At 62.5% G+C, this 18,444-nt stretch carries 21 protein-coding genes; 3 read left to right on the forward strand and 18 right to left on the reverse strand.

Features of this window, described 5'->3' with window-relative positions:
* Positions 1-3: 3 nt before the first annotated feature.
* The 17 genes from nuoK to thiE all read right to left on the reverse strand — a co-directional run bounded on the left by nuoK (position 4) and on the right by thiE (position 14,102).
* Positions 4-309: an NADH-quinone oxidoreductase subunit NuoK gene (nuoK, locus tag RQH62_RS19425; protein ID WP_004211745.1), complete on the reverse strand. Its 306-nt coding sequence runs from the start codon at positions 307-309 to the stop codon at positions 4-6.
* Positions 306-917 carry an NADH-quinone oxidoreductase subunit J gene (locus RQH62_RS19430; protein WP_120250217.1) on the reverse strand — a complete coding sequence of 204 codons (612 nt, stop codon included), beginning with the start codon at positions 915-917 and terminating at the stop codon, positions 306-308. The genes nuoK and RQH62_RS19430 overlap by 4 nt, the downstream gene beginning before the upstream one ends.
* 29 nt (positions 918-946) lie before the next feature.
* On the reverse strand, positions 947-1,432 hold the full coding sequence (gene nuoI / locus RQH62_RS19435) for an NADH-quinone oxidoreductase subunit NuoI (protein ID WP_150425304.1): 486 nt from the start codon (positions 1,430-1,432) through the stop codon (positions 947-949).
* Entirely contained in the window at positions 1,429-2,478 is a 1,050-nt protein-coding gene (gene nuoH / locus RQH62_RS19440) for an NADH-quinone oxidoreductase subunit NuoH (protein WP_311270310.1), read from the reverse strand. Before nuoH ends, nuoI begins: the two co-directional genes overlap by 4 nt.
* Positions 2,475-4,481, reverse strand: a complete 2,007-nt coding sequence (gene nuoG / locus RQH62_RS19445) for an NADH-quinone oxidoreductase subunit NuoG (protein WP_311270311.1) — start codon at positions 4,479-4,481, stop codon at positions 2,475-2,477. The genes nuoH and nuoG overlap by 4 nt, the downstream gene beginning before the upstream one ends.
* A 2-nt stretch (positions 4,482-4,483) precedes the next feature.
* Positions 4,484-5,827, reverse strand: coding sequence for an NADH-quinone oxidoreductase subunit NuoF (nuoF, locus tag RQH62_RS19450; RefSeq protein ID WP_093011999.1), 1,344 nt, complete (start codon positions 5,825-5,827; stop codon positions 4,484-4,486).
* A complete protein-coding gene (locus tag RQH62_RS19455; RefSeq protein ID WP_311270312.1) occupies positions 5,824-6,492 on the reverse strand; it encodes an NAD(P)H-dependent oxidoreductase subunit E in 669 nt (222 codons plus the stop codon). The genes nuoF and RQH62_RS19455 overlap by 4 nt, the downstream gene beginning before the upstream one ends.
* Positions 6,492-7,727, reverse strand: a complete 1,236-nt coding sequence (locus RQH62_RS19460; protein WP_311270313.1) for an NADH-quinone oxidoreductase subunit D — start codon at positions 7,725-7,727, stop codon at positions 6,492-6,494. Before RQH62_RS19460 ends, RQH62_RS19455 begins: the two co-directional genes overlap by 1 nt.
* Complete coding sequence (locus RQH62_RS19465; RefSeq protein ID WP_311270314.1) at positions 7,727-8,512, reverse strand: NADH-quinone oxidoreductase subunit C; 786 nt, start codon at positions 8,510-8,512, stop codon at positions 7,727-7,729. The genes RQH62_RS19460 and RQH62_RS19465 overlap by 1 nt, the downstream gene beginning before the upstream one ends.
* A 1-nt stretch (position 8,513) precedes the next feature.
* Positions 8,514-9,032, reverse strand: coding sequence for an NADH-quinone oxidoreductase subunit B family protein (locus tag RQH62_RS19470; protein ID WP_052028113.1), 519 nt, complete (start codon positions 9,030-9,032; stop codon positions 8,514-8,516).
* Positions 9,033-9,058: 26 nt separating this feature from the next.
* Entirely contained in the window at positions 9,059-9,433 is a 375-nt protein-coding gene (locus RQH62_RS19475) for an NADH-quinone oxidoreductase subunit A (protein WP_062117306.1), read from the reverse strand.
* A gap of 132 nt (positions 9,434-9,565) precedes the next feature.
* Positions 9,566-10,381, reverse strand: a complete 816-nt coding sequence (locus tag RQH62_RS19480) for an inositol monophosphatase family protein (RefSeq protein WP_311270315.1) — start codon at positions 10,379-10,381, stop codon at positions 9,566-9,568.
* Positions 10,382-10,421: 40 nt separating this feature from the next.
* Complete coding sequence (locus RQH62_RS19485) at positions 10,422-10,808, reverse strand: hypothetical protein (RefSeq protein ID WP_311270316.1); 387 nt, start codon at positions 10,806-10,808, stop codon at positions 10,422-10,424.
* On the reverse strand, positions 10,808-11,371 hold the full coding sequence (gene efp, locus RQH62_RS19490) for an elongation factor P (protein WP_066855666.1): 564 nt from the start codon (positions 11,369-11,371) through the stop codon (positions 10,808-10,810). Before efp ends, RQH62_RS19485 begins: the two co-directional genes overlap by 1 nt.
* Before the next feature lie 289 nt (positions 11,372-11,660).
* Positions 11,661-12,239 carry a M23 family metallopeptidase gene (locus tag RQH62_RS19495; protein WP_311270317.1) on the reverse strand — a complete coding sequence of 193 codons (579 nt, stop codon included), beginning with the start codon at positions 12,237-12,239 and terminating at the stop codon, positions 11,661-11,663.
* Entirely contained in the window at positions 12,236-13,327 is a 1,092-nt protein-coding gene (locus tag RQH62_RS19500) for a L,D-transpeptidase family protein (RefSeq protein WP_311270318.1), read from the reverse strand. The genes RQH62_RS19495 and RQH62_RS19500 overlap by 4 nt, the downstream gene beginning before the upstream one ends.
* Positions 13,328-13,394: 67 nt before the next feature.
* Positions 13,395-14,102: a thiamine phosphate synthase gene (thiE, locus tag RQH62_RS19505; RefSeq protein ID WP_311270319.1), complete on the reverse strand. Its 708-nt coding sequence runs from the start codon at positions 14,100-14,102 to the stop codon at positions 13,395-13,397.
* Positions 14,103-14,195: 93 nt separating this feature from the next.
* On the opposite strand from thiE, the gene RQH62_RS19510 reads away from it, so the two are divergent.
* Positions 14,196-15,329 carry a P1 family peptidase gene (locus RQH62_RS19510; RefSeq protein ID WP_311270320.1) on the forward strand — a complete coding sequence of 378 codons (1,134 nt, stop codon included), beginning with the start codon at positions 14,196-14,198 and terminating at the stop codon, positions 15,327-15,329.
* Positions 15,330-15,477: 148 nt separating this feature from the next.
* Here the strand turns inward: RQH62_RS19510 and RQH62_RS19515 are convergent, their stop codons facing one another.
* The gene (locus RQH62_RS19515) at positions 15,478-16,383 is read right to left on the reverse strand and encodes a fructose bisphosphate aldolase (protein WP_311270341.1); all 906 of its coding nucleotides are present in this window, start codon (positions 16,381-16,383) and stop codon (positions 15,478-15,480) included.
* A gap of 250 nt (positions 16,384-16,633) precedes the next feature.
* Between RQH62_RS19515 and RQH62_RS19520 the strand changes: the two genes are divergently transcribed.
* Positions 16,634-17,140: a TlpA disulfide reductase family protein gene (locus RQH62_RS19520; RefSeq protein WP_311270342.1), complete on the forward strand. Its 507-nt coding sequence runs from the start codon at positions 16,634-16,636 to the stop codon at positions 17,138-17,140.
* A 73-nt stretch (positions 17,141-17,213) separates the two neighbouring features.
* Positions 17,214-18,413, forward strand: a complete 1,200-nt coding sequence (locus RQH62_RS19525) for an MFS transporter (RefSeq protein ID WP_311270321.1) — start codon at positions 17,214-17,216, stop codon at positions 18,411-18,413.
* Positions 18,414-18,444: the final 31 nt, after the last annotated feature.

The raw sequence follows: 18,444 nt of genomic DNA on the forward strand, positions 1-18,444 counted from the left end.
GGCTCAGCCCTTCATCCGGTTGACGTCGTCGACGGCGATGGTGCCGCGACCGCGGAAGTAGATGACGAGGATGGCAAGGCCGATGGCCGCTTCACCCGCCGCGACGGTCAGCACGAACATCGAGAAGACCTGCCCCACCAGATCGCCCAGGAAGGCGCTGAAGGCAACGAGGTTGATGTTCACGCTCAAAAGGATCAGCTCGATCGCCATCAGGATGATGATGACATTCTTGCGGTTGATGAAGATGCCCAGCACCCCCATCACGAAGAGGATGGCGCTGACCACCATATAATGTTGAAGGCCGATCACAGCTCCACCCCCTGCCCGACGGGCTGATTGATGTTACGCGTCGCATCCTGCGGACGGCGACGGTTCTGCTTGGCGACATTCTGGCCCTTCACGCCGCCGCGTGCGCGGTGGGTCAGGACGATCGCGCCGATCATGGCGACCAGCAGCACGATGCCCGCCGCTTCGAACAGGAAGATGTAGCGGGTATAAAGCAGCCCGCCGATCGCCTGAATGTTCGACAGTTCCGGATTGGCCGGAGCGGCACGCTGCGCCAGTTCGATCGGGCCGGCGCTCCACAGGCCGATGCCCAGGATGATTTCCGCCAGCAGCACCAGTGCGATGAGCAGGCCGAAGGGCAGATAATCGACGAAGCCGGCCCGCAGTTCGGCGAAGTCGATGTCGAGCATCATGACGACGAACAGGAACAGCACCGCGACCGCGCCGACATAGACGATGACAAGCAGCATCGCGATGAATTCGGCGCCGAGCAGGATCATCAGACCGGCAGCGTTGAAGAAGGCCAGGATCAGCCAAAGGACCGAATGGACCGGGTTGCGCGACAATATCGTGAGCGCGCCGCTGCTCACCACCAGAATGGCGAACAGGTAGAAGGCGATAACGTGGATCACAGGATCATATTCCCCTTGATGCCGGCGGCTTAACGATAGGGTGCATCGGCGGCAAGGTTCGCGGCAATCGCCCGCTCCCACTTGTCACCGTTTTCCAGGAGCTTGTTCTTGTCGTAGATCAGCTCCTCGCGGGTTTCGGTCGCGAATTCGAAATTCGGTCCCTCGACAATCGCATCCACCGGGCAGGCTTCCTGACAGAAACCGCAATAGATGCATTTGGTCATGTCGATGTCGTAGCGCGTGGTGCGGCGGCTGCCATCGTCGCGCGGTTGCGCCTCGATGGTGATCGCCTGCGCCGGACAAATAGCCTCGCACAGCTTGCACGCGATGCAACGTTCTTCCCCATTGGGATAGCGGCGCAGCGCATGTTCACCACGGAAACGCGGCGAAATCGGGTTCTTCTCATAGGGATAGTTGATCGTCGCCTTGGGCTTGAAGAAATACTTCAAGGTCAGCCAGTGCGCCTTCACGAACTCCCAGAGGGTGAAGCTCTTGACGTAGTAACCGAGGCTCATTGTGCGCCTCCATAGCGCGTCAGCATGAGGAAGCCCGAAACCAGGAAGACGAACAGAAGCGAGGTCGGCAGGAAGATTTTCCAGCCCAGCCGCATCAGCTGGTCATAGCGGTAGCGGGGCACCGTCGCCTTCACCCAGGAGAAGACGAAGAAGAAGAAGAGGATCTTGGCGAGGAACCAGATGATGCCCGGCACCAGATAGAGCGGCGCCCAGTCGAACGGCGGCAGATACCCGCCCCAGAACAGGATGGCGTTCAGGCCGCACATCAGGATCACGTTGGCATATTCGCCCAGCCAGAACAGGGCGAAGGCCATGGACGAATATTCGGTCTGGTAGCCCGCGACGAGCTCGGATTCCGCTTCGGTCAGGTCGAACGGCGCGCGCGCCGTTTCCGCCATGGCCGAAATCAGGAACATGATCGCCATCGGGAAGAGCAGCGGGTTGAAACCGTTGCCGTTCAGGAAGCCATAATAGCCCTTCTGACTTTCCACGATCGCGCTGATGTTGAAGCTGCCGGCCCACAGGACGACCGTGATCAGAATGAAGCCGATCGAGACTTCATAGCTGATCATCTGCGCCGAAGCGCGGATCGCCGAGTAGAAGGGATATTTGGAGTTGGACGCCCAACCGGCCAACACCACGCCGTAAACGCCAAGCGATGACACGGCGAGGATGTAGAGCAGGCCGACATTGATGTTCGACACCACCACGCCCACGCCGAACGGCACCACAGCCCAGGCGATCAACGCCACGGTGAAGGTGATGATCGGCGCGATCAGGAACAAGGATTTGTTCGCGGCCGACGGAACGATGGTTTCCTGAAGGAAGACCTTCAGACCGTCCGCGAAGGACTGGAGCAGGCCGAGCGGACCAACGACGTTGGGACCACGGCGCAGCGCCATCGCCGCCCAGATCTTGCGGTCGGCGTAAATGATCATGGCCACGGCCAGCATCAGCGGCAGGGCAATGACCAAAATGCCGACGATGGTGGAAAGCAGCCAGGCGCCTTCGAAAGGCAGGCCGAGGCCTTGGAAGAAAGCGGTCACTCTGCGGCCTCCGCATACTCAACGCCATGGATCAGCTCGGCCGAGCATTGCTGCATCGTCGGGCTGGCACGGCAGATGGCGTTAGTGAGGTAGAAATCCTTGATCGGCGAACCGAATTCGCCGGTCGCGCCGGTCGGCAGCGACGGCAAGGACCAGCCATAGTCGGCCAGCCCTTCGACGCCGAGCGCCGGAACCGCCTTCACCATTTCGGCGCGCAGCTGTTCGAAGCTGTCGAATACCAGCTTGGCGCCCAGCGCTTCGGAAAGCGCACGCAGGATCGACCAGTCCTCGCGGGCATCGCCCGGCGCGAATACGGCCTTTTCACCGAATTGCACGCGGCCTTCCAGATTGACGTAGGTGCCAGCTTTTTCGGCATAGCTTGCGCCCGGCAGGATCACGTCCGCCGCATGCGCGCCCTTGTCGCCATGATGGCCGACATAGAGTTTGAAGCTGTTCTCGAACGCCGCATAATCGACTTCATCCGCGCCCAGCGAGATCAGCAGCTTGGGCGCGGCCTGCGCCACTGCCTTGATGCCGCCCTTGGTCGCATAGCCCAGCATCAGGCCGCCCATGCGAGCCGCCGCGAAGTGCAGGACGTTATAGCCGTTCCAGCCATCTTTCACGAGGCCCAGCGTCTCGACCAGCGCCAGCGTGTCGCCATGCGCGCCGTCCTTGGCCAGCACGCCGCCGCCGACGATCATCGCCGGACGGGCCGCGCCCTTGAACGCTTCCAGCACGGCTTCGGGGAGCTTGGCGAGCAGCGAAGCATCGTTACCCAGCCATTCGACCTTGTAGGTCAGATCGACTTCCGGTCCGACCGCGAAAATCTTCGCGCCCTTCTTGATCGCCTTGCGGATGCGGGTGTTCACCAGCGGCGCTTCCCAGCGCAGGTTGGTGCCGACCAGCAGGATGACGTCAGCGGTTTCGAGGTCCGCCAGCGGCGTGTTGAACACCACCGACGACAGGCTCGACACATCGTAGGACAGACCGGTCTGGCGACCTTCGAGCAGCGAACCGCCCAGCTTTTCGACCAGCGCCTTGCCCGCGAACATGGTTTCGCAATCGAGCAGGTCACCGGCGATCGCAGCCACGCTGCCGCCATGCTGGACAGCGGCAACAGCGGCGAAGGCTTCTGCCCAGGTCGCAGGCACCAGCTTGCCGTCCTTGCGGACATAGGGCTTGTCGAGGCGCTTGCGGACCAGACCGTCGACATTGTGGCGGGTCTTGTCGCTCGCCCACTCTTCGTTCACGTCGTCATTGATGCGCGGCACAGCGCGCAGCACCTGACGGCCACGGCTGTCGAGGCGGATGTTGGTGCCCAGCGCATCCATCACGTCGATCGCATGGGTCTTCTTCAATTCCCACGGACGCGCTTCGAAGGCGTATGGCTTGGCGGTCAGCGCGCCGACCGGGCAGAGGTCGACCACATTGCCCGACAGCTCGCTCTTGGCGGCATGTTCGAGATAGGTGGTGATCTGCATATTTTCGCCGCGATAGATGGCGCCGATTTCCGGCACGCCCGCGACTTCCTCTGCAAAGCGCACGCAACGGGTACACTGGATGCAGCGGGTCATGACCGTCTTGACGATCGGACCCATATTCTTTTCGGTCACGGCGCGCTTGTTTTCGTCATAGCGCGACGCGCCGCGACCATAAGCGACCGACTGGTCCTGAAGATCGCACTCGCCGCCCTGATCGCAGATCGGGCAATCGAGCGGGTGATTGATGAGCAGGAACTCCATCACCCCTTCGCGGGCCTTCTTGACCATTTCGCTGTCGGTGCGAATTTCCTGGCCTTCGGTGGCCGGCAACGCGCACGAAGCCTGCGGCTTGGGCGGTCCGGGCTTCACCTCGACCAGGCACATGCGGCAATTGCCCGCGATGGAAAGGCGCTCATGATAGCAGAAACGGGGGATTTCCTTCCCCGCCTGCTCGCAAGCCTGAAGAACCGTCGCCCCGGCCGGGACTTCCAGTTCTACGCCGTCTACTTTGACCTTCGGCATGGTTACTCCGCTGCCTCCATGACGGGGGCACTACCCTTGTTCTCGTTGATCCGGCGCTCGATTTCCGGACGGAAGTGCCGGATCAGCCCCTGGATCGGCCATGCCGCCGCGTCGCCAAGCGCGCAGATGGTGTGGCCTTCGACCTGCTTGGTCACCTGGAACAGCATGTCGATTTCGCTCTGGTCGGCGTCGCCGGTGCGCAGACGCTCCATGACGCGCCACATCCAGCCGGTGCCTTCGCGGCACGGCGTGCACTGGCCGCAGCTCTCATGCTTGTAGAAGTAGGAGAGACGCGAAATGGCGCGGACGATGTCGGTCGACTTGTCCATGACGATGACGGCGGCGGTGCCAAGACCGGAACCGAGCGCACGCAAGCCGTCGAAATCCATCGGCGCGTCCATGATTTCCTTCGCAGGAACCAGGGGCACCGACGACCCGCCGGGGATGACCGCCAGCAAATTGTCCCAGCCGCCCCGGATGCCGCCGCAATGGCGGTCGATCAGTTCGCGGAACGGGATCGACATGCTTTCCTCGACCACGCACGGCTTGTTCACATGGCCGCTGATCTGAAACAGCTTGGTGCCACGGTTGTTCTCGCGACCAAAGCCGTTGAACCAGGCCGCACCGCGCCGCAGGATCGTCGGGCTGACCGCGATCGATTCCACGTTGTTCACGGTGGTCGGGCAACCATAGAGACCCGCGCCCGCCGGGAAAGGCGGCTTCAGGCGGGGCTGGCCCTTCTTGCCCTCGATGCTTTCGATCTGCGCGGTTTCCTCGCCGCAGATATAGGCGCCCGCGCCACGATGGACGAAGACGTCGAAGTCATAGCCCGACCCGCAAGCATTTTTGCCGATAAAGCCCTTTTCATAGGCCTGCTCGACGGCGGCGAAGAGCACCTTCGCTTCGTAGATGAACTCGCCACGGATATAGATATAGGCGGCGCGCGCCCGCATCGCGAAACCGGCGATCAGCGCGCCTTCGATCAGCTTGTGCGGATCGTGGCGGATGATTTCGCGGTCCTTGCAAGACCCCGGTTCGGATTCGTCGGCGTTGATGACCAGGAAGCTGGGACGGCCGTCCTTGCTTTCCTTGGGCATGAACGACCATTTCAGGCCGGTCGGGAAGCCCGCGCCGCCACGGCCGCGCAGGTTCGACGCCTTCATGATGTCGATAATACCATCCTGGCCGATTTCCATCAGCTTCTTGGTATTATCCCAATCGCCACGCTTCATCGCGGCGTCGACGCCCCAATCCTGGAAGCCATGGACGTTGGTGAAAATCCGGTCCTTGTCGGTCAGCGGGCCGACGAAGGGCGGCGGTGCCGCCGGTGCGGGTGCGTCGGTCATGCCCAATCCCCCCGATAGTCGTGATTTTCCGTGACCATGTCCTTCAGCGTGGTCGGGCCACCTTCAGGTGCGCTCGTCTGACGGTCGATCTGCGGGCCGATCTTCGGCTTACCGCCAGCGGCCAGCGTTTCCAGGATGGCGATGGTGCTGTCATAGGTCAGATCTTCGAAATTATCGTCGTTGATCTGGACCATCGGCGCGTTGGCGCAGGCGCCAAGACATTCCACTTCGGACAGGGTGAACAGGCCGTCGGGGGTCGTGCCGCCCTTGACCAGTCCCTTGTTCTTGCACGCCGCGAACACATCGTCCGACCCACGCAGCATGCACGGCGTCGTGCCACATACCTGCACATGGTAACGGCCGACCGGCGCGAGGTTGTACATGGTGTAGAAGGTCGCGACCTCATAGACGCGCATGTACGGCATATCGAGCTGACGCCCGATATATTCCATCACCGGCACGGGCAGCCAGCCATTGGTTTGCGTTTCCGCACCAACCTGACGCTGGGCGAGGTCGAGCAGCGGCATCACGGCCGACTGCTGGCGACCGGCGGGATAGCGCGCGATGACCGTCTTGGCCTGTTCGGCATTTTCGGCGGTCCACTCGAACGCGCCCCAGCGCGCACGGGTTTCGGCCTCATCGGGGATATGAACTGCGTCAGCCATTATCGGTCACATTCTCCGAACACGATGTCCATCGCGCCCAGTACAGCGGTGGTGTCGGCGAGCATGTGGCCCTTCATCATGAAGTCCATTGCTTGCAGATGCGAGAAGGCGGTCGGGCGGATCTTGCAGCGATAGGGCTTATTGCTGCCGTCGCTGACCAGATAGACGCCGAATTCGCCCTTGGGGCTTTCGGTCGCCACATAGACTTCGCCCGCCGGGACATGGAAGCCCTCGGTATAGAGCTTGAAGTGGTGGATCAGCGCTTCCATCGACCGCTTCATTTCCCCGCGCTTGGGCGGCGACACCTTGCGATCGAAGCTGGCGATCGGCCCTTCGGGCATTTCGTTCAGGCACTGCTTCATGATGCGCGCCGACTGGCGCACTTCCTCGACGCGGACCATGAACCGGTCATAACAGTCATAAGCGGTGCCGACCGGAATGTCGAAGTCCATGCGGTCATAGACGTCGTAAGGCTGCGCCTTGCGGATATCCCAGGCGATGCCCGAACCGCGCAACATGGGACCGGAAAAGCCCCATTTCAGCGCGTCTTCCTTGCTCACGATGGCGATATCGACATTGCGCTGCTTGAAGATGCGGTTGTCGACCACCAGGCTCATCGCATCCTCGAACAGGCGCGGCAAACGGGTGTCGAGCCAGTCTGCGATGTCGGTCAGCAGCTTGAGCGGCACATCCTGATGCACGCCACCCGGCCGGAAATAGGCACTGTGCATGCGGGCGCCGGATGCGCGCTCGAAGAAGTTGAGGCAGTCTTCGCGGATTTCGAACAGCCAGAGGTTCGGCGTCATCGCGCCGACGTCCATGACGTGCGAACCGAGGTTCAGCATGTGATTGCAGATGCGGGTCAGTTCCGCGAAGAACACGCGCAAATATTGCGCGCGCAGCGGCACTTCCAGGTTCAGCAGCTTTTCGACCGCCAAAACGTAGGAGTGCTCCATGCCGAGCGGCGAACAATAGTCCAGCCGGTCGAAATAGGGCAGCGCCTGCATGTAGGTCTTATATTCGATCAGCTTTTCGGTGCCGCGATGCAGCAGGCCGACATGCGGATCGCAACGCTCGACGATTTCGCCTTCCAGTTCCATGACCAGACGCAGAACGCCGTGCGCCGCAGGATGCTGCGGGCCGAAGTTGATCGTGTAATTCTGGATTTCCGTGTCGCCATAGGTCGGATCGACCGCATCGGTGACATGATCCAGCTTTTCGAGATAGTCGGACATTATGCCTTGTCCTCCGGCTTGGCAGCGCCCTTGCCTTCATCGGTGGCGGCGGCGGGCTTTGCCGGTGCGTCGGCCGACTTGTTTTCGGCCTTCTTGTTGGCGGCGTCGCCTGCCCCGGTGTCGGCCTTGCTTTCGGTAGCCTTGGGGGTCGGTGCAGCGGCAGGTGCGGCAGGCGCAGCGGCCTTTTCATCGCCGGGCAGCACATATTGCGCGCCTTCCCATGGCGACATGAAGTCGAAGCTGCGGAAGTCCTGCGCCAGCTTCACCGGCTCATAGACGACGCGCTTATCCTCTTCGGAATAGCGCAGCTCGACATAGCCAGTCAGCGGGAAGTCCTTGCGCTGCGGATGCCCCTTGAACCCATAGTCGGTCAGGATGCGGCGCAGGTCGGTATTGCCGTCGAACACGACGCCATACATGTCGAACACTTCGCGCTCCAGCCAGCCGGCGACCGGCCAGATGTGCGTGACGGTCGGCACCGGCGTATCTTCGTCGGTCGACACTTTCACGCGCACACGATGATTCCGCGTAACGCTGAGCAGGTGATAGCAGACCTCGAACCGATCCGGACGATCCGGATAGTCGACGCCGGCAATTTCCATCAGTTGCTGGTAATGACCCATGTCGCGCAGCGCGACCATGGCATTGGCCAGTTCCTCGCGGACGACGGTGAAGGTCAGCTCATCGGCATGATCGACGGTTTCGACCAGCATGGACCCCAGGATGGTGCCGATTTCCTCGGCGATTCCCTGGGGGTTCACGATCTTGGGTGCAGAATGGCCCATATTAACGCTCAATCGTCCCGATCCGGCGGATCTTCCGCTGAAGCTGCATGATACCGTAGAGCAGAGCCTCGGCAGTCGGCGGGCAACCCGGCACATAGATGTCTACCGGAACGATGCGGTCACAGCCACGGACGACCGAATAGCTATAGTGGTAGTAACCACCGCCATTGGCGCAGCTGCCCATCGAAATCACATATTTCGGGTTGGACATCTGGTCGTAGACCTTGCGCAGCGCAGGCGCCATCTTGTTACACAGCGTACCGGCCACGATCATCACGTCCGACTGACGCGGGGACGCGCGCGGGGCGGCGCCGAAGCGCTCCATGTCGTAGCGCGGCATGTTGACGTGGATCATTTCCACGGCGCAGCAGGCCAGACCAAAAGTCATCCACCACAGCGAGCCGGTACGGGCCCACTGGAACAGTTCCTCGGTCGAGGTGATCAGGAAGCCCTTGTCATTCACTTCGCTGTTCAGCGAGTCAAAGAAGGCCTGGTCGGGCTGGGTTCCCATCGGCGGCATGGTGCCGGGGACGGGACCGGACAGTTCTACTCCCAATCGAGTGCTCCCTTCTTCCACGCATAGACGAGGCCGAGCACCAGCTCCGCTATGAAGATCATCATCGTTGCCCAGCCGGCCCAGCCGATCTGGTCGAGGCTAACAGCCCAGGGGAACAGGAACGCCGCTTCAAGATCGAAGATGATGAAGAGAATGGCGACCAGATAGAAACGCACGTCGAACTGGCTGCGCGGCTCTTCAAATGCGGGGAAACCGCATTCATATTCGGAGAGCTTCGCAGGGTCGGGCTTGTGCGCCCCGGTGAGGCGACCAACCAGCATCGGCAGAAAGACGAAGGCGCTGGAAAGCAGCAAGGCAATCCCGAGAAAAATCAGGATCGGCAGATATTGGGCGAGATCGACCAATGGAATCCCCTGGGCGAAAATTGTATCTTGGGGCGCGCTTTAGGCCTGCTGCATATGCGAAGCAAGGGGCCAACGCTGTGAGAATGAATCGCAAAAAGGCCAAGCCCTTGAAGAGCTTGGCCCCGTTGAACTTTAGCGCAATGCGCCAGCAACGAGCTTGTGCAATTTGCTGTGAATTGCGTCGTTTCCAGCAATGACTTCCTTGCGTTCGATCGCCTGATCGCCGCCGCGGAAATCGCTGGCAAAGCCGCCGGCTTCACGAACCAGCAACAGGCCGGCCGCAACGTCCCAGGGCTGAAGACCGCTTTCCCAATAGCCGTCGTAACGGCCGGATGCGACATGAGCCAGATCGAGCGAGGCGGCGCCGAAACGGCGGATGCCGGCGACCGACGGCGCCACTGCGCCGAAGATGCGGGTCCATTCGGCCATATTGCCATGACCCATGAACGGAATACCGGTCGCAATCACGCAATCGGCCAGGTCGCGGCGCGCGGAGACGCGCAGGCGCTGGTCATGACGCCATGCGCCCCGGCTTTTTTCTGCCCAATAACTTTCGTCTGTCACAGGCTGGTAGATGAGGCCAGTAGTCACTTCGCGCTTGTTGCCGCCATAGAGCGGCTCTTCGACCGCGATCGAGATGGCGAAGTGCGGGATGCCGTGCAGGAAGTTGGTGGTGCCGTCGAGCGGGTCGATGATCCAGCGCGGCTTGGTGGGATCACCGGCAATCTCGCCCCCCTCCTCCAGCAGGAAGCCCCAGTCGGGGCGCGCCTTCTGCAATTCCTCGACCAGCGTCTTTTCCGCCTGATGGTCGGCCTTGGACACAAAGTCGGCCGGTCCCTTGCGGCTGACCTGAAGATGCTCGACTTCGCCAAAGTCGCGGCGAAGCTTGCTGCCCGCCTTGCGCGCGGCGCGTTCCATGACGGTGAGAAGGCCGGAGTGCGATACCATAGTTTTTCTCCGCCGCTCCCAGCGGGAACGGCCTGGTTGGTTATTTCTTCGGGGCGGGCTTGGCAGCCGGCTTAGCTGCAGCGGGACGATAGCCGCAGGAGCCGGCGATGACCGCCAGCATCTGCGACGCGTCCTTGCGATCGACCTTGCCGGCATTGGCGGCGATCACCTTGTCCGCTTCAGCGCTGATCTCGCCGATCGAATTGGAATAGAGGCAGTCGAACAGCGCGTTTTTCACCGGCTGTTCGACTTCGCTCGACTGCAACGCGGTCATGACGATGCGCAGCGTATAGGCTGCGCTGTCGAGCTGCGCCTTGGTCGGCGCGCCTCGTGCCGTCGTCTGCGCGCTTGCCGGAGCGGAGAGCGCAACCGGCGTGGCGCCGATCGCGAAGATGGCGGCCAATGCCGATATGCGCCCGGACCGCATCAGTCGGCCCGCTTCACATATTCGCGTTCGTACACGTCGACCACGATACGGGTGCCGGTGACGATATGCGGGGGGACCATGACGCGCACGCCATTGTCGAGAATGGCGGGCTTGTAGCTGGCCGAAGCGGTCTGCCCCTTCACCACGGCGTCGGCTTCGACGACGGTGGCTTCGATGGTTTCGGGCAACTGGACGCTGATCGGGCGTTCTTCATACATTTCCAGCACGACCATCATACCGTCCTGAAGGAAGGCGGACGCGTCGCCGATCAGATCCTGCGCCAGGTTGATCTGCTCGTAGGTTTCGGTGTCCATGAACACCAGCATGTCGCCTTCGGCGTAGAGATACTGGAAATCCTTGGTGTCGAGGCGGATGCGCTCGACGGTTTCGGCCGACCGGAAACGGACGTTGTTCTTGCGGCCGTCGATCAGGTTCTTGAGTTCCACCTGCATATAGGCGCCGCCCTTGCCGGGCTGCGTGTGCTGGATCTTCACGGCGCGCCACAGGCTGCCGTCATACTCGATATTGTTGCCGGGACGAATCTCGACGCCGCTGATCTTCATGGGAAGAGCCTGCCTATATGTCTGAATGTGGAAAAGAGCCGGCCTCTTGGAGGCTGGGCGCGCCTTTACAGCGGGACGGCGCGAAGGGCAAGGGGGAGCCGGTTCGGCCCTTAACTTCGCACTTTTCCCGCATATCCTGAAATTGCGTTTCCTATGTAGGATAGATTCGGAAAGCCGACCCTGCCCACCGCCGTTCGTTTCGAGCGAAGTCGAGAAACCCAAGCACTACCGCTTCTCAACTTCGCTCGAAACGAACGGACCTAGCATAAGCTGTAGCCAGTAGGACAGATCAGTGCCGTATTAGTAGCGGATAGGGGTTGATCGGCCGCCCACCATGCCACGGCTCCCCCGGTCGCATGAGGTTCACCGCGAAATGCAGGTGCGGCGCGGCCGGATCGGCGTTGCCCGTACTCCCGACGGTGGCGATGCGCTGGCCGCGCCGCAGCGCCTGCCCTTCGCGCAAGCCGGGCGCATAGCCATCCAGATGCGCATAATAATAGATCAGCCGCCCATCGGCTGATCGTTGATAGAGGGTGCGTCCGCCATCCTCGCTCCAGAACAGCTTTTCTACCCGTCCGTCGGCAGCGGCCAGCACGGCCCTGCCCCGCGCCGCCATGATGTCGATCGCGTCATGCGGATGCGCCCCGCCGGCCCGCGCCTGCGTGAAAGTGTCGGTCAGCGCGGAGGCCGGCACGCCCTCCACCGGAATCTGCAGGGGACCATTGTCGGCAGAGCGATGCACATCAGCCGCCCTTATAGTTGCCGTGGGCGCAGGCGCATCGGCCGGCACGATCCTCACGCAAAAAAGGACGAAGGCAGCGCAGAGCAGCAAGGCCGCCAAGGCCCCGCCCCACGCCTGCCGGCTCATGCCTTGAACTTCGCCTTGACCCCGCTCTTCACCATCTGGGCGAGCCGGGCGGCGTCCCAGTTGGTCAGGCGGATGCAGCCGTGGCTTTCGGTGCGACCGATCAGTTGCGGCTCCGGCGTACCGTGGATGCCATAATGATCCTTCGACAGGTCTATCCACACGACGCCGACAGGGCCATTAGGACCGGGCTTCAGCACTGCCTTCTGATCCTTGCTGGAAGCGTCCCAGAAAAGGTTGGGATTATAGTGAAAATCCGGATTACGGCTCACGCCCTTGATCGTCCATTCGCCCAGCGGCAGCGGGTCATGCTGTGAGCCGGTCGTGACCGGAAACTGCGCGATCATGCGGTTTTGCGCGTTATAGACTTTGAGCAGCCCTTCGGACTTGTCGACGACGATATGGTCGGCCTGCGGCTGATCTTTCGCCACGCCCAGACCGGCGAGCGTCTCGCCCCAGCCCCGTTCGTCGCCCTCGATCTGCGCCACCGGCTGATTGTCGATCGCGGGGACGCGGATCGTGGCGCCAGCGGCGACCTTGGTGCCCGGCGGATTGAGCGCGACCAGCGCCTCGGATGTGGTATGAAACCGCTCTGCAAGCTTTTCCAGCAGGTTGCGATAGGTGAGCGCGGGCAGGCTCGCCTGCTCGTTCAGCCCCTTGGGCACGTCGAAGAAGGGGCCACGAGCGAAGTCGTCAGGGATCTTCACCAGATAGGTGGTCGGCCGCGATTCCCCCTCCAAGAGGGCAATGCCGGTCTTCTGGTCGAACTGGCCGGTCACGGGCAGGTCATGGGCCACCTGAAAACCGCGCAATGCGGCCTTGTAGCTCAACCCATCCTTGCCATCGAGTACGCCGGGCGAGAAACCCCAGCGATCCAGCGCCACCTGTGCCATCAGGATGCGATTGGGCTGTTTCGGGTTTTGCTCCGTTACGACCTGAAAATCATAGGTGGCGTTTTTGGCGGCGGCCTCTGCCGCTACGGTGTTGGTCGATTGACCGGCATTGGTCGCGGGCTGGCTGCTATTGGCGTCAGTGACGCTGACATTGCAGGCGCTGCACAGCAGGGCAACAAGCAACAGATGATTTTTCAAGGCGCTACTCTCCGTCGTTACGGGGAGAGAACGCGCGAAAAGGCGGAAGGCTGCGCAGCGCCGCAGATCAGCGCGGCGGCGGCGCCTTGCTGGCCAGCACATCCCTGAACGCAGCCACGCCGGCGGCGGGGCCTTCCGGATGGTTCCACACCGCGCCGCTGACCGCCAGGAAATCGGCACCGGCAGCAACCAGCGGGCCGGCATTGTCCGGGGTCACGCCGCCGATCGCGACGCAGGGCAATTCGAACAGCGTCGTCCACCAGCCCAGGATCGACGGTTCGGCATGATGCGTCACTTCCTTGGTCGTGGTCGGGAAGAAAGCGCCGAACGCGACATAGTCGGCCCCCGCCTCGCCCGCTTCCATCGCCAGATGGCGGCTGTCATGGCAGGTGATGCCGATCTGCACCTTCGGTCCCAGCAGCTTGCGGGCTTCCTTGGCATCGCCGTCGCTTTGCCCCAGATGCACGCCATCCGCGCCAAGCCGCTGGGCGAGCGCCACGCTGTCGTTGATGATGAAGGCGACTTCCCGCTCAGCGCACAACGCCTGCAACGGCGTTGCGGCAGCGGCGATGGCGTCGTCATCCAGCCCCTTGAGCCGCAACTGGAAGGCGGCAACGTCACCGCCATCAAAAGCCTGCGCCAGTCGATCGACGAAATCGTCGCCGATGGTCGGCGGGGAAATCAGGTAAAGCTGGCAGGCGGGGCGAAAGCCTGCTTCGAACTGGTCGGCAAAATGCGGATCGAGCGCCAGCTCTTCATCGGTAAAGTCGGTCATGCGCGCCTTATAGCCATTCAGGCGCGTGCGCCAAGTGTGGCGAGCGGCCTGCGCGCTTGATAGAGGGACGGGTCACTTCAAGGGAACCATTTCATGCGCCATGCCATCGCCGCCGTCCTGCTGCTGTCCGGCGCGCCGCTGCTGGCGCAGGAAGCAGCCCGCCCCCGCGCGCGGGAGGCCGGCGTGACCGTCGGCATCCTCCAGCCGGGGCCGCTCAATGCGATCACCGATGTGGCCGGCGTGAAGGTCGGTCAGGTCACCTTGCCGCGCAGCCATGACGTCAACACCGGCGTCACCGCGATCCTGCCCCATGGCGGAAACCTGTTCCAGGACAAGGTGCCGGCCGGTTTCGTCGCCTATAATGCGTTCGGCAAATTCATGGGATCGACCCAGCTTGCCGAACTGGGCGAGGTCGAGACGCCGATCCTGCTGACCAATACGCTGAACGTAGCGGAAGCCGCGGCGGCCTCGATCGAATGGACGCTGGCGCAACCGGGTAACGAGGAGGTGCGGTCGGTCAACGCCGTAGTGGGTGAAACCAATGACGGCACGCTCAACGATATTCGCGGCCGCCATGTGCAGATTGCCGACGCCCGCCGGGCGATCGAGGTCGCGAAGGGCAGCGCGGTGGAGGAAGGCGCAGTCGGCGCGGGCGCCGGCACTATCGCTTTTGGCTACAAGGCCGGGATCGGGACATCGTCGCGCAAGCTTCCCGCGTCGCTGGGCGGCTGGACCGTCGGTGTGCTGGTGCAGGCCAATTATGGCGGCGTGCTGACCATCGCCGGCGTGCCGGTAGGCGTGAAACTGGGCCGCTACGATTATCGGCAACAGGTGGAGGAAAAGAAGGCGGACGGCTCCGTCGTGATCGTGATTGCGACCGATGCGCCGCTGTCAGACCGCAATCTGCGCCGGGTCGCCGAGCGTGCGTTCGGCGGGATTGCGCGGACCGGGTCCAGTTTCTCCAATGGCTCGGGCGACTATGCGGTGGCTTTTTCCACCAATGTGGTGGTGCGGCGGACGGCGGCGAGGCGCAACGCCGTGGCGGCTATCGAGGATCTCCCCAACGACCGGGTGTCACCGCTGTTTCAGGCAACGATCGAGGCGACCGAGGAAGCGGTGCTGAACGCCCTGTTCAAGGCGCAGACGGTGGTGGGGCATCGTGGCACGGCGGACGCGCTGCCGCTGGATAAGGTGCTGCCGATGGTGAAGCGTCAAAACGCCCAATAGCCGTTCGCTTCGAGCGCAGTCGAGAAGCGGCCAGAACCGCGCTTTACGTTTCTTGACTTCGCTACTTCGCTCGAAACGAACGGATCATTCTCGGATGAAAAAGGTGGGCAGATCGCTCTGCCCACCCGTTCAGCAGATCATCAGCGGATCAGGCAGCAACCGGCTGCTTGGCGACCGAAGCGCCGTGGATTTCGTCGATCGCTTCGCCGAGCGAGGCGTTGAATTCTTCGTCGGTCATCTGATGGCGCAGATCGTTCAGCAGCGCGCGGCTGAAACTGGCGATGATGCCGCGATTCTTGCTCAGTTCGACGCAGGCTTCGGGACGCGCAAAGCCGCCCGACAAAGCGACAACACGCAGCACCTTGGGATGATCGACCAGCGGGTCGAACAGGCCGGCCTTGGCAGGCAGCGACAGTTTCAGCATGACCTGAACACCGTCGTCCAAGGCATCGAGATTCTTGAGGATTTCCTCCAACAAAATCTGGTCGGCTTCGGCGCGTTCGGGCGACTTGATGTTCACTTCCGGCTCGATGATCGGCATCAGGCCGCCGGCCAGCACCTGCTTGCCGATTTCAAACTGCTGCGCGACGACGGCAGCGATGCCTTCGCGGTTGGCCAGGTTGATGACCGAGCGTTCCTTGGTGCCGAATACGCCCAGGCCCTTGGCGCGGGCCAGCAGCGTGTCGAGGCCGGGATTGGGCTTCATCAGCTGCACGCCGTTCGCCTCATCTTCCAGACCCTTGTCGATCTTGATGAAGGGAACGACGCCGCGTTCGATCAGCGCGGTCGGGGTCGGCTTGCCGTCAACGGTGCCGTCCATCGTGCGCTCGAACAGGATCGCGCCCAGAACCTTGTCGCCGGTGAAGGGCGGTGCGGTGATGACGCGGCTGCGCATCGCGTGGATCAGGCCGAACATTTCCTCTTCGCTGGACCAGGCGCTTTCCTCGACGCCATAGCCCTTGAGCGCCTTGGGCGTGGAACCGCCGCTCTGGTCGAGCGCGGCGATAAAGCCTTCGCCCGTCGCAATCTTCTGCTTCATGTCCTGATCCAGCATCTGCACATACCTTCCCTTGGGCGCCGCCGTCTGGCGGCATGAATGATCTTGTCGGCGGATGCTCCACCATCCGCCTGCCGGGTGCGACTTTATATCGATGATCGCCGGTAACGGGGCTGGTAGCCAGTCCCATGCCGCACCGCAAGAAAGATTGCCCGGAAAATCGGCGCGAACGGCGGGATATTGCTGGCGTCGGGTGTGGGCAATGCTATCCCTGCGAAAGGGCATGACAGGGGGACATGATTTGACGATGGGGATCAAAGGCTTGTGCGCCACGGTGGCGGCGATGCTGTTGGCAGGCTCGGTACCGGCTAGCGCGGCGGAAAAGCCGGTAATCGGCTCAGCGGCGCCAGCCTTCGAACTGACCCTGATCGACGGCAGCAAGGTGGCGCTGGCGGACCTCAAGGGCCAGGTCGTGGTTCTCAACTTCTGGGCGACCTGGTGCGTGCCCTGTCGCACCGAGTTGCCGACGCTGGACGCCTATTATGCAGCGCAGGAGAAACATGGGCTGAAGGTCTTCGCGATCACGACCGAAGGGTCGACGCCGATCCCCCAGCTCAAGAAGCTGTTCGCTGCCATGCACATGCCATCGGCCCGGCGGATCAAGGGGCCTTATGGCCCGCTGACCGGAGTGCCGACCAACTTCGTGATCGATCGCTCTGGCGTGCTGCGCTACGCCAAGTCGGGTGCCTTCGATCTGGACGCGCTCAACGCGCTGCTGGTGCCGCTGCTCAAGGAAAAGCCACCCGCCGGCTGAAATACGCTGCATTGCAGCATGAATTGGCCGTCCATGGGTTGAAAGGTTGCGTCCCGAGACCCATAGGGCAGGCATGACCAGCATCGCCGCCGCAAAACCCGCCGACCTGTCCCCCGTTGCCATATTGCTGATGGCGGTCGGATGCGGCGTGATGGTCGCCAATCTCTATTATGCGCAGACGCTGATCGACGTGATCGGGCCGGAAATCGGCATGTCGGCCGGTGTCGCCGGCCTCATCACCACATTGACGCAACTTGGCTATGGCGCCGGCCTGTTTCTGGTGGTGCCGCTGGCCGATTTGTTCGAAAACCGGCGGATCGTGCTGACGTCGATCGTCGCGACGATCATCGGCTGCATCGCCATCGCCTTTTCCAACGGACCGACCAGCTTTCTGGTCGCGTCGATCCTGACCGGCGTGGGTGCGACGGGCGCGCAGGTACTCGTCCCGCTCGCCTCTCACCTCGCCAGCCCGGAAAAGCAGGGGCGCGTGGTCGGCACGGTAATGAGCGGCCTGCTGTTCGGCATCATGCTGTCGCGCCCGGTGGCCAATTTCCTGGCCGGATCGGTCGGCTGGCGCGCGACCTTCATCGTGTCGGCGATCGTCATGGCCATGGTCGGCATCGCCCTGCTCACCGCCTGCCCCAAACGCCAGCCCAAGGGCGGCATGCATTATGGTCAGGTGCTGGCGTCGACCTTCTCGCAACTGGTGGTGCATCGCGTCGTGCGGATGCGGGCCTTTTATCAGGCAGCGATGTTCGCCGCCTTCAACCTGTTCTGGACCGCCGCGCCGCTGGCGCTGATCCATGAATTTCATCTGGGCCATGGCGGCATCGGCGCCTTTGCGCTGGCCGGAGCCGGCGGCGCGCTGGTCGCGCCTGTTGCGGGATGGATGGCGGATCGCAAGCTGACCCGGCCAGCCTCGCTGATCGGCCTTGCCGGGCTGACGCTTGGCTTCCTGCTGGCCGACTGGACCGTGGCGGCAGGCAGCCTGATCGGCTTCACAATCATGGCCGTGCTGATCGACGGCGCAGTGCAGATGAGCCAGATTACCGGACAGAAGCTCATCTTCTCGCTCGATCCCCATGCGCGGGGACGGATCAACGCCGCCTATGTGACGGTGATGTTCCTGGTCGGCGCGCTGGGATCGGTGATCGGCTCGGTCACTTATGAAGCGGGCGGCTGGACTGCCAGCGCTCTGGCGGGCGCGGCGATCGGCGGCGTCGCCACCCTCGCCTTCCTATTGTTCGACCGGGGCGCCAGCGTCAGCCGCTAAGATTTTGTATTACCTTCCGTTCGTGTCGAGC

Origin of the sequence: Sphingobium sp. WCS2017Hpa-17, assembly GCF_031843765.1 — a bacterium.
Classification (GTDB): Bacteria; Pseudomonadota; Alphaproteobacteria; order Sphingomonadales; family Sphingomonadaceae; genus Sphingobium.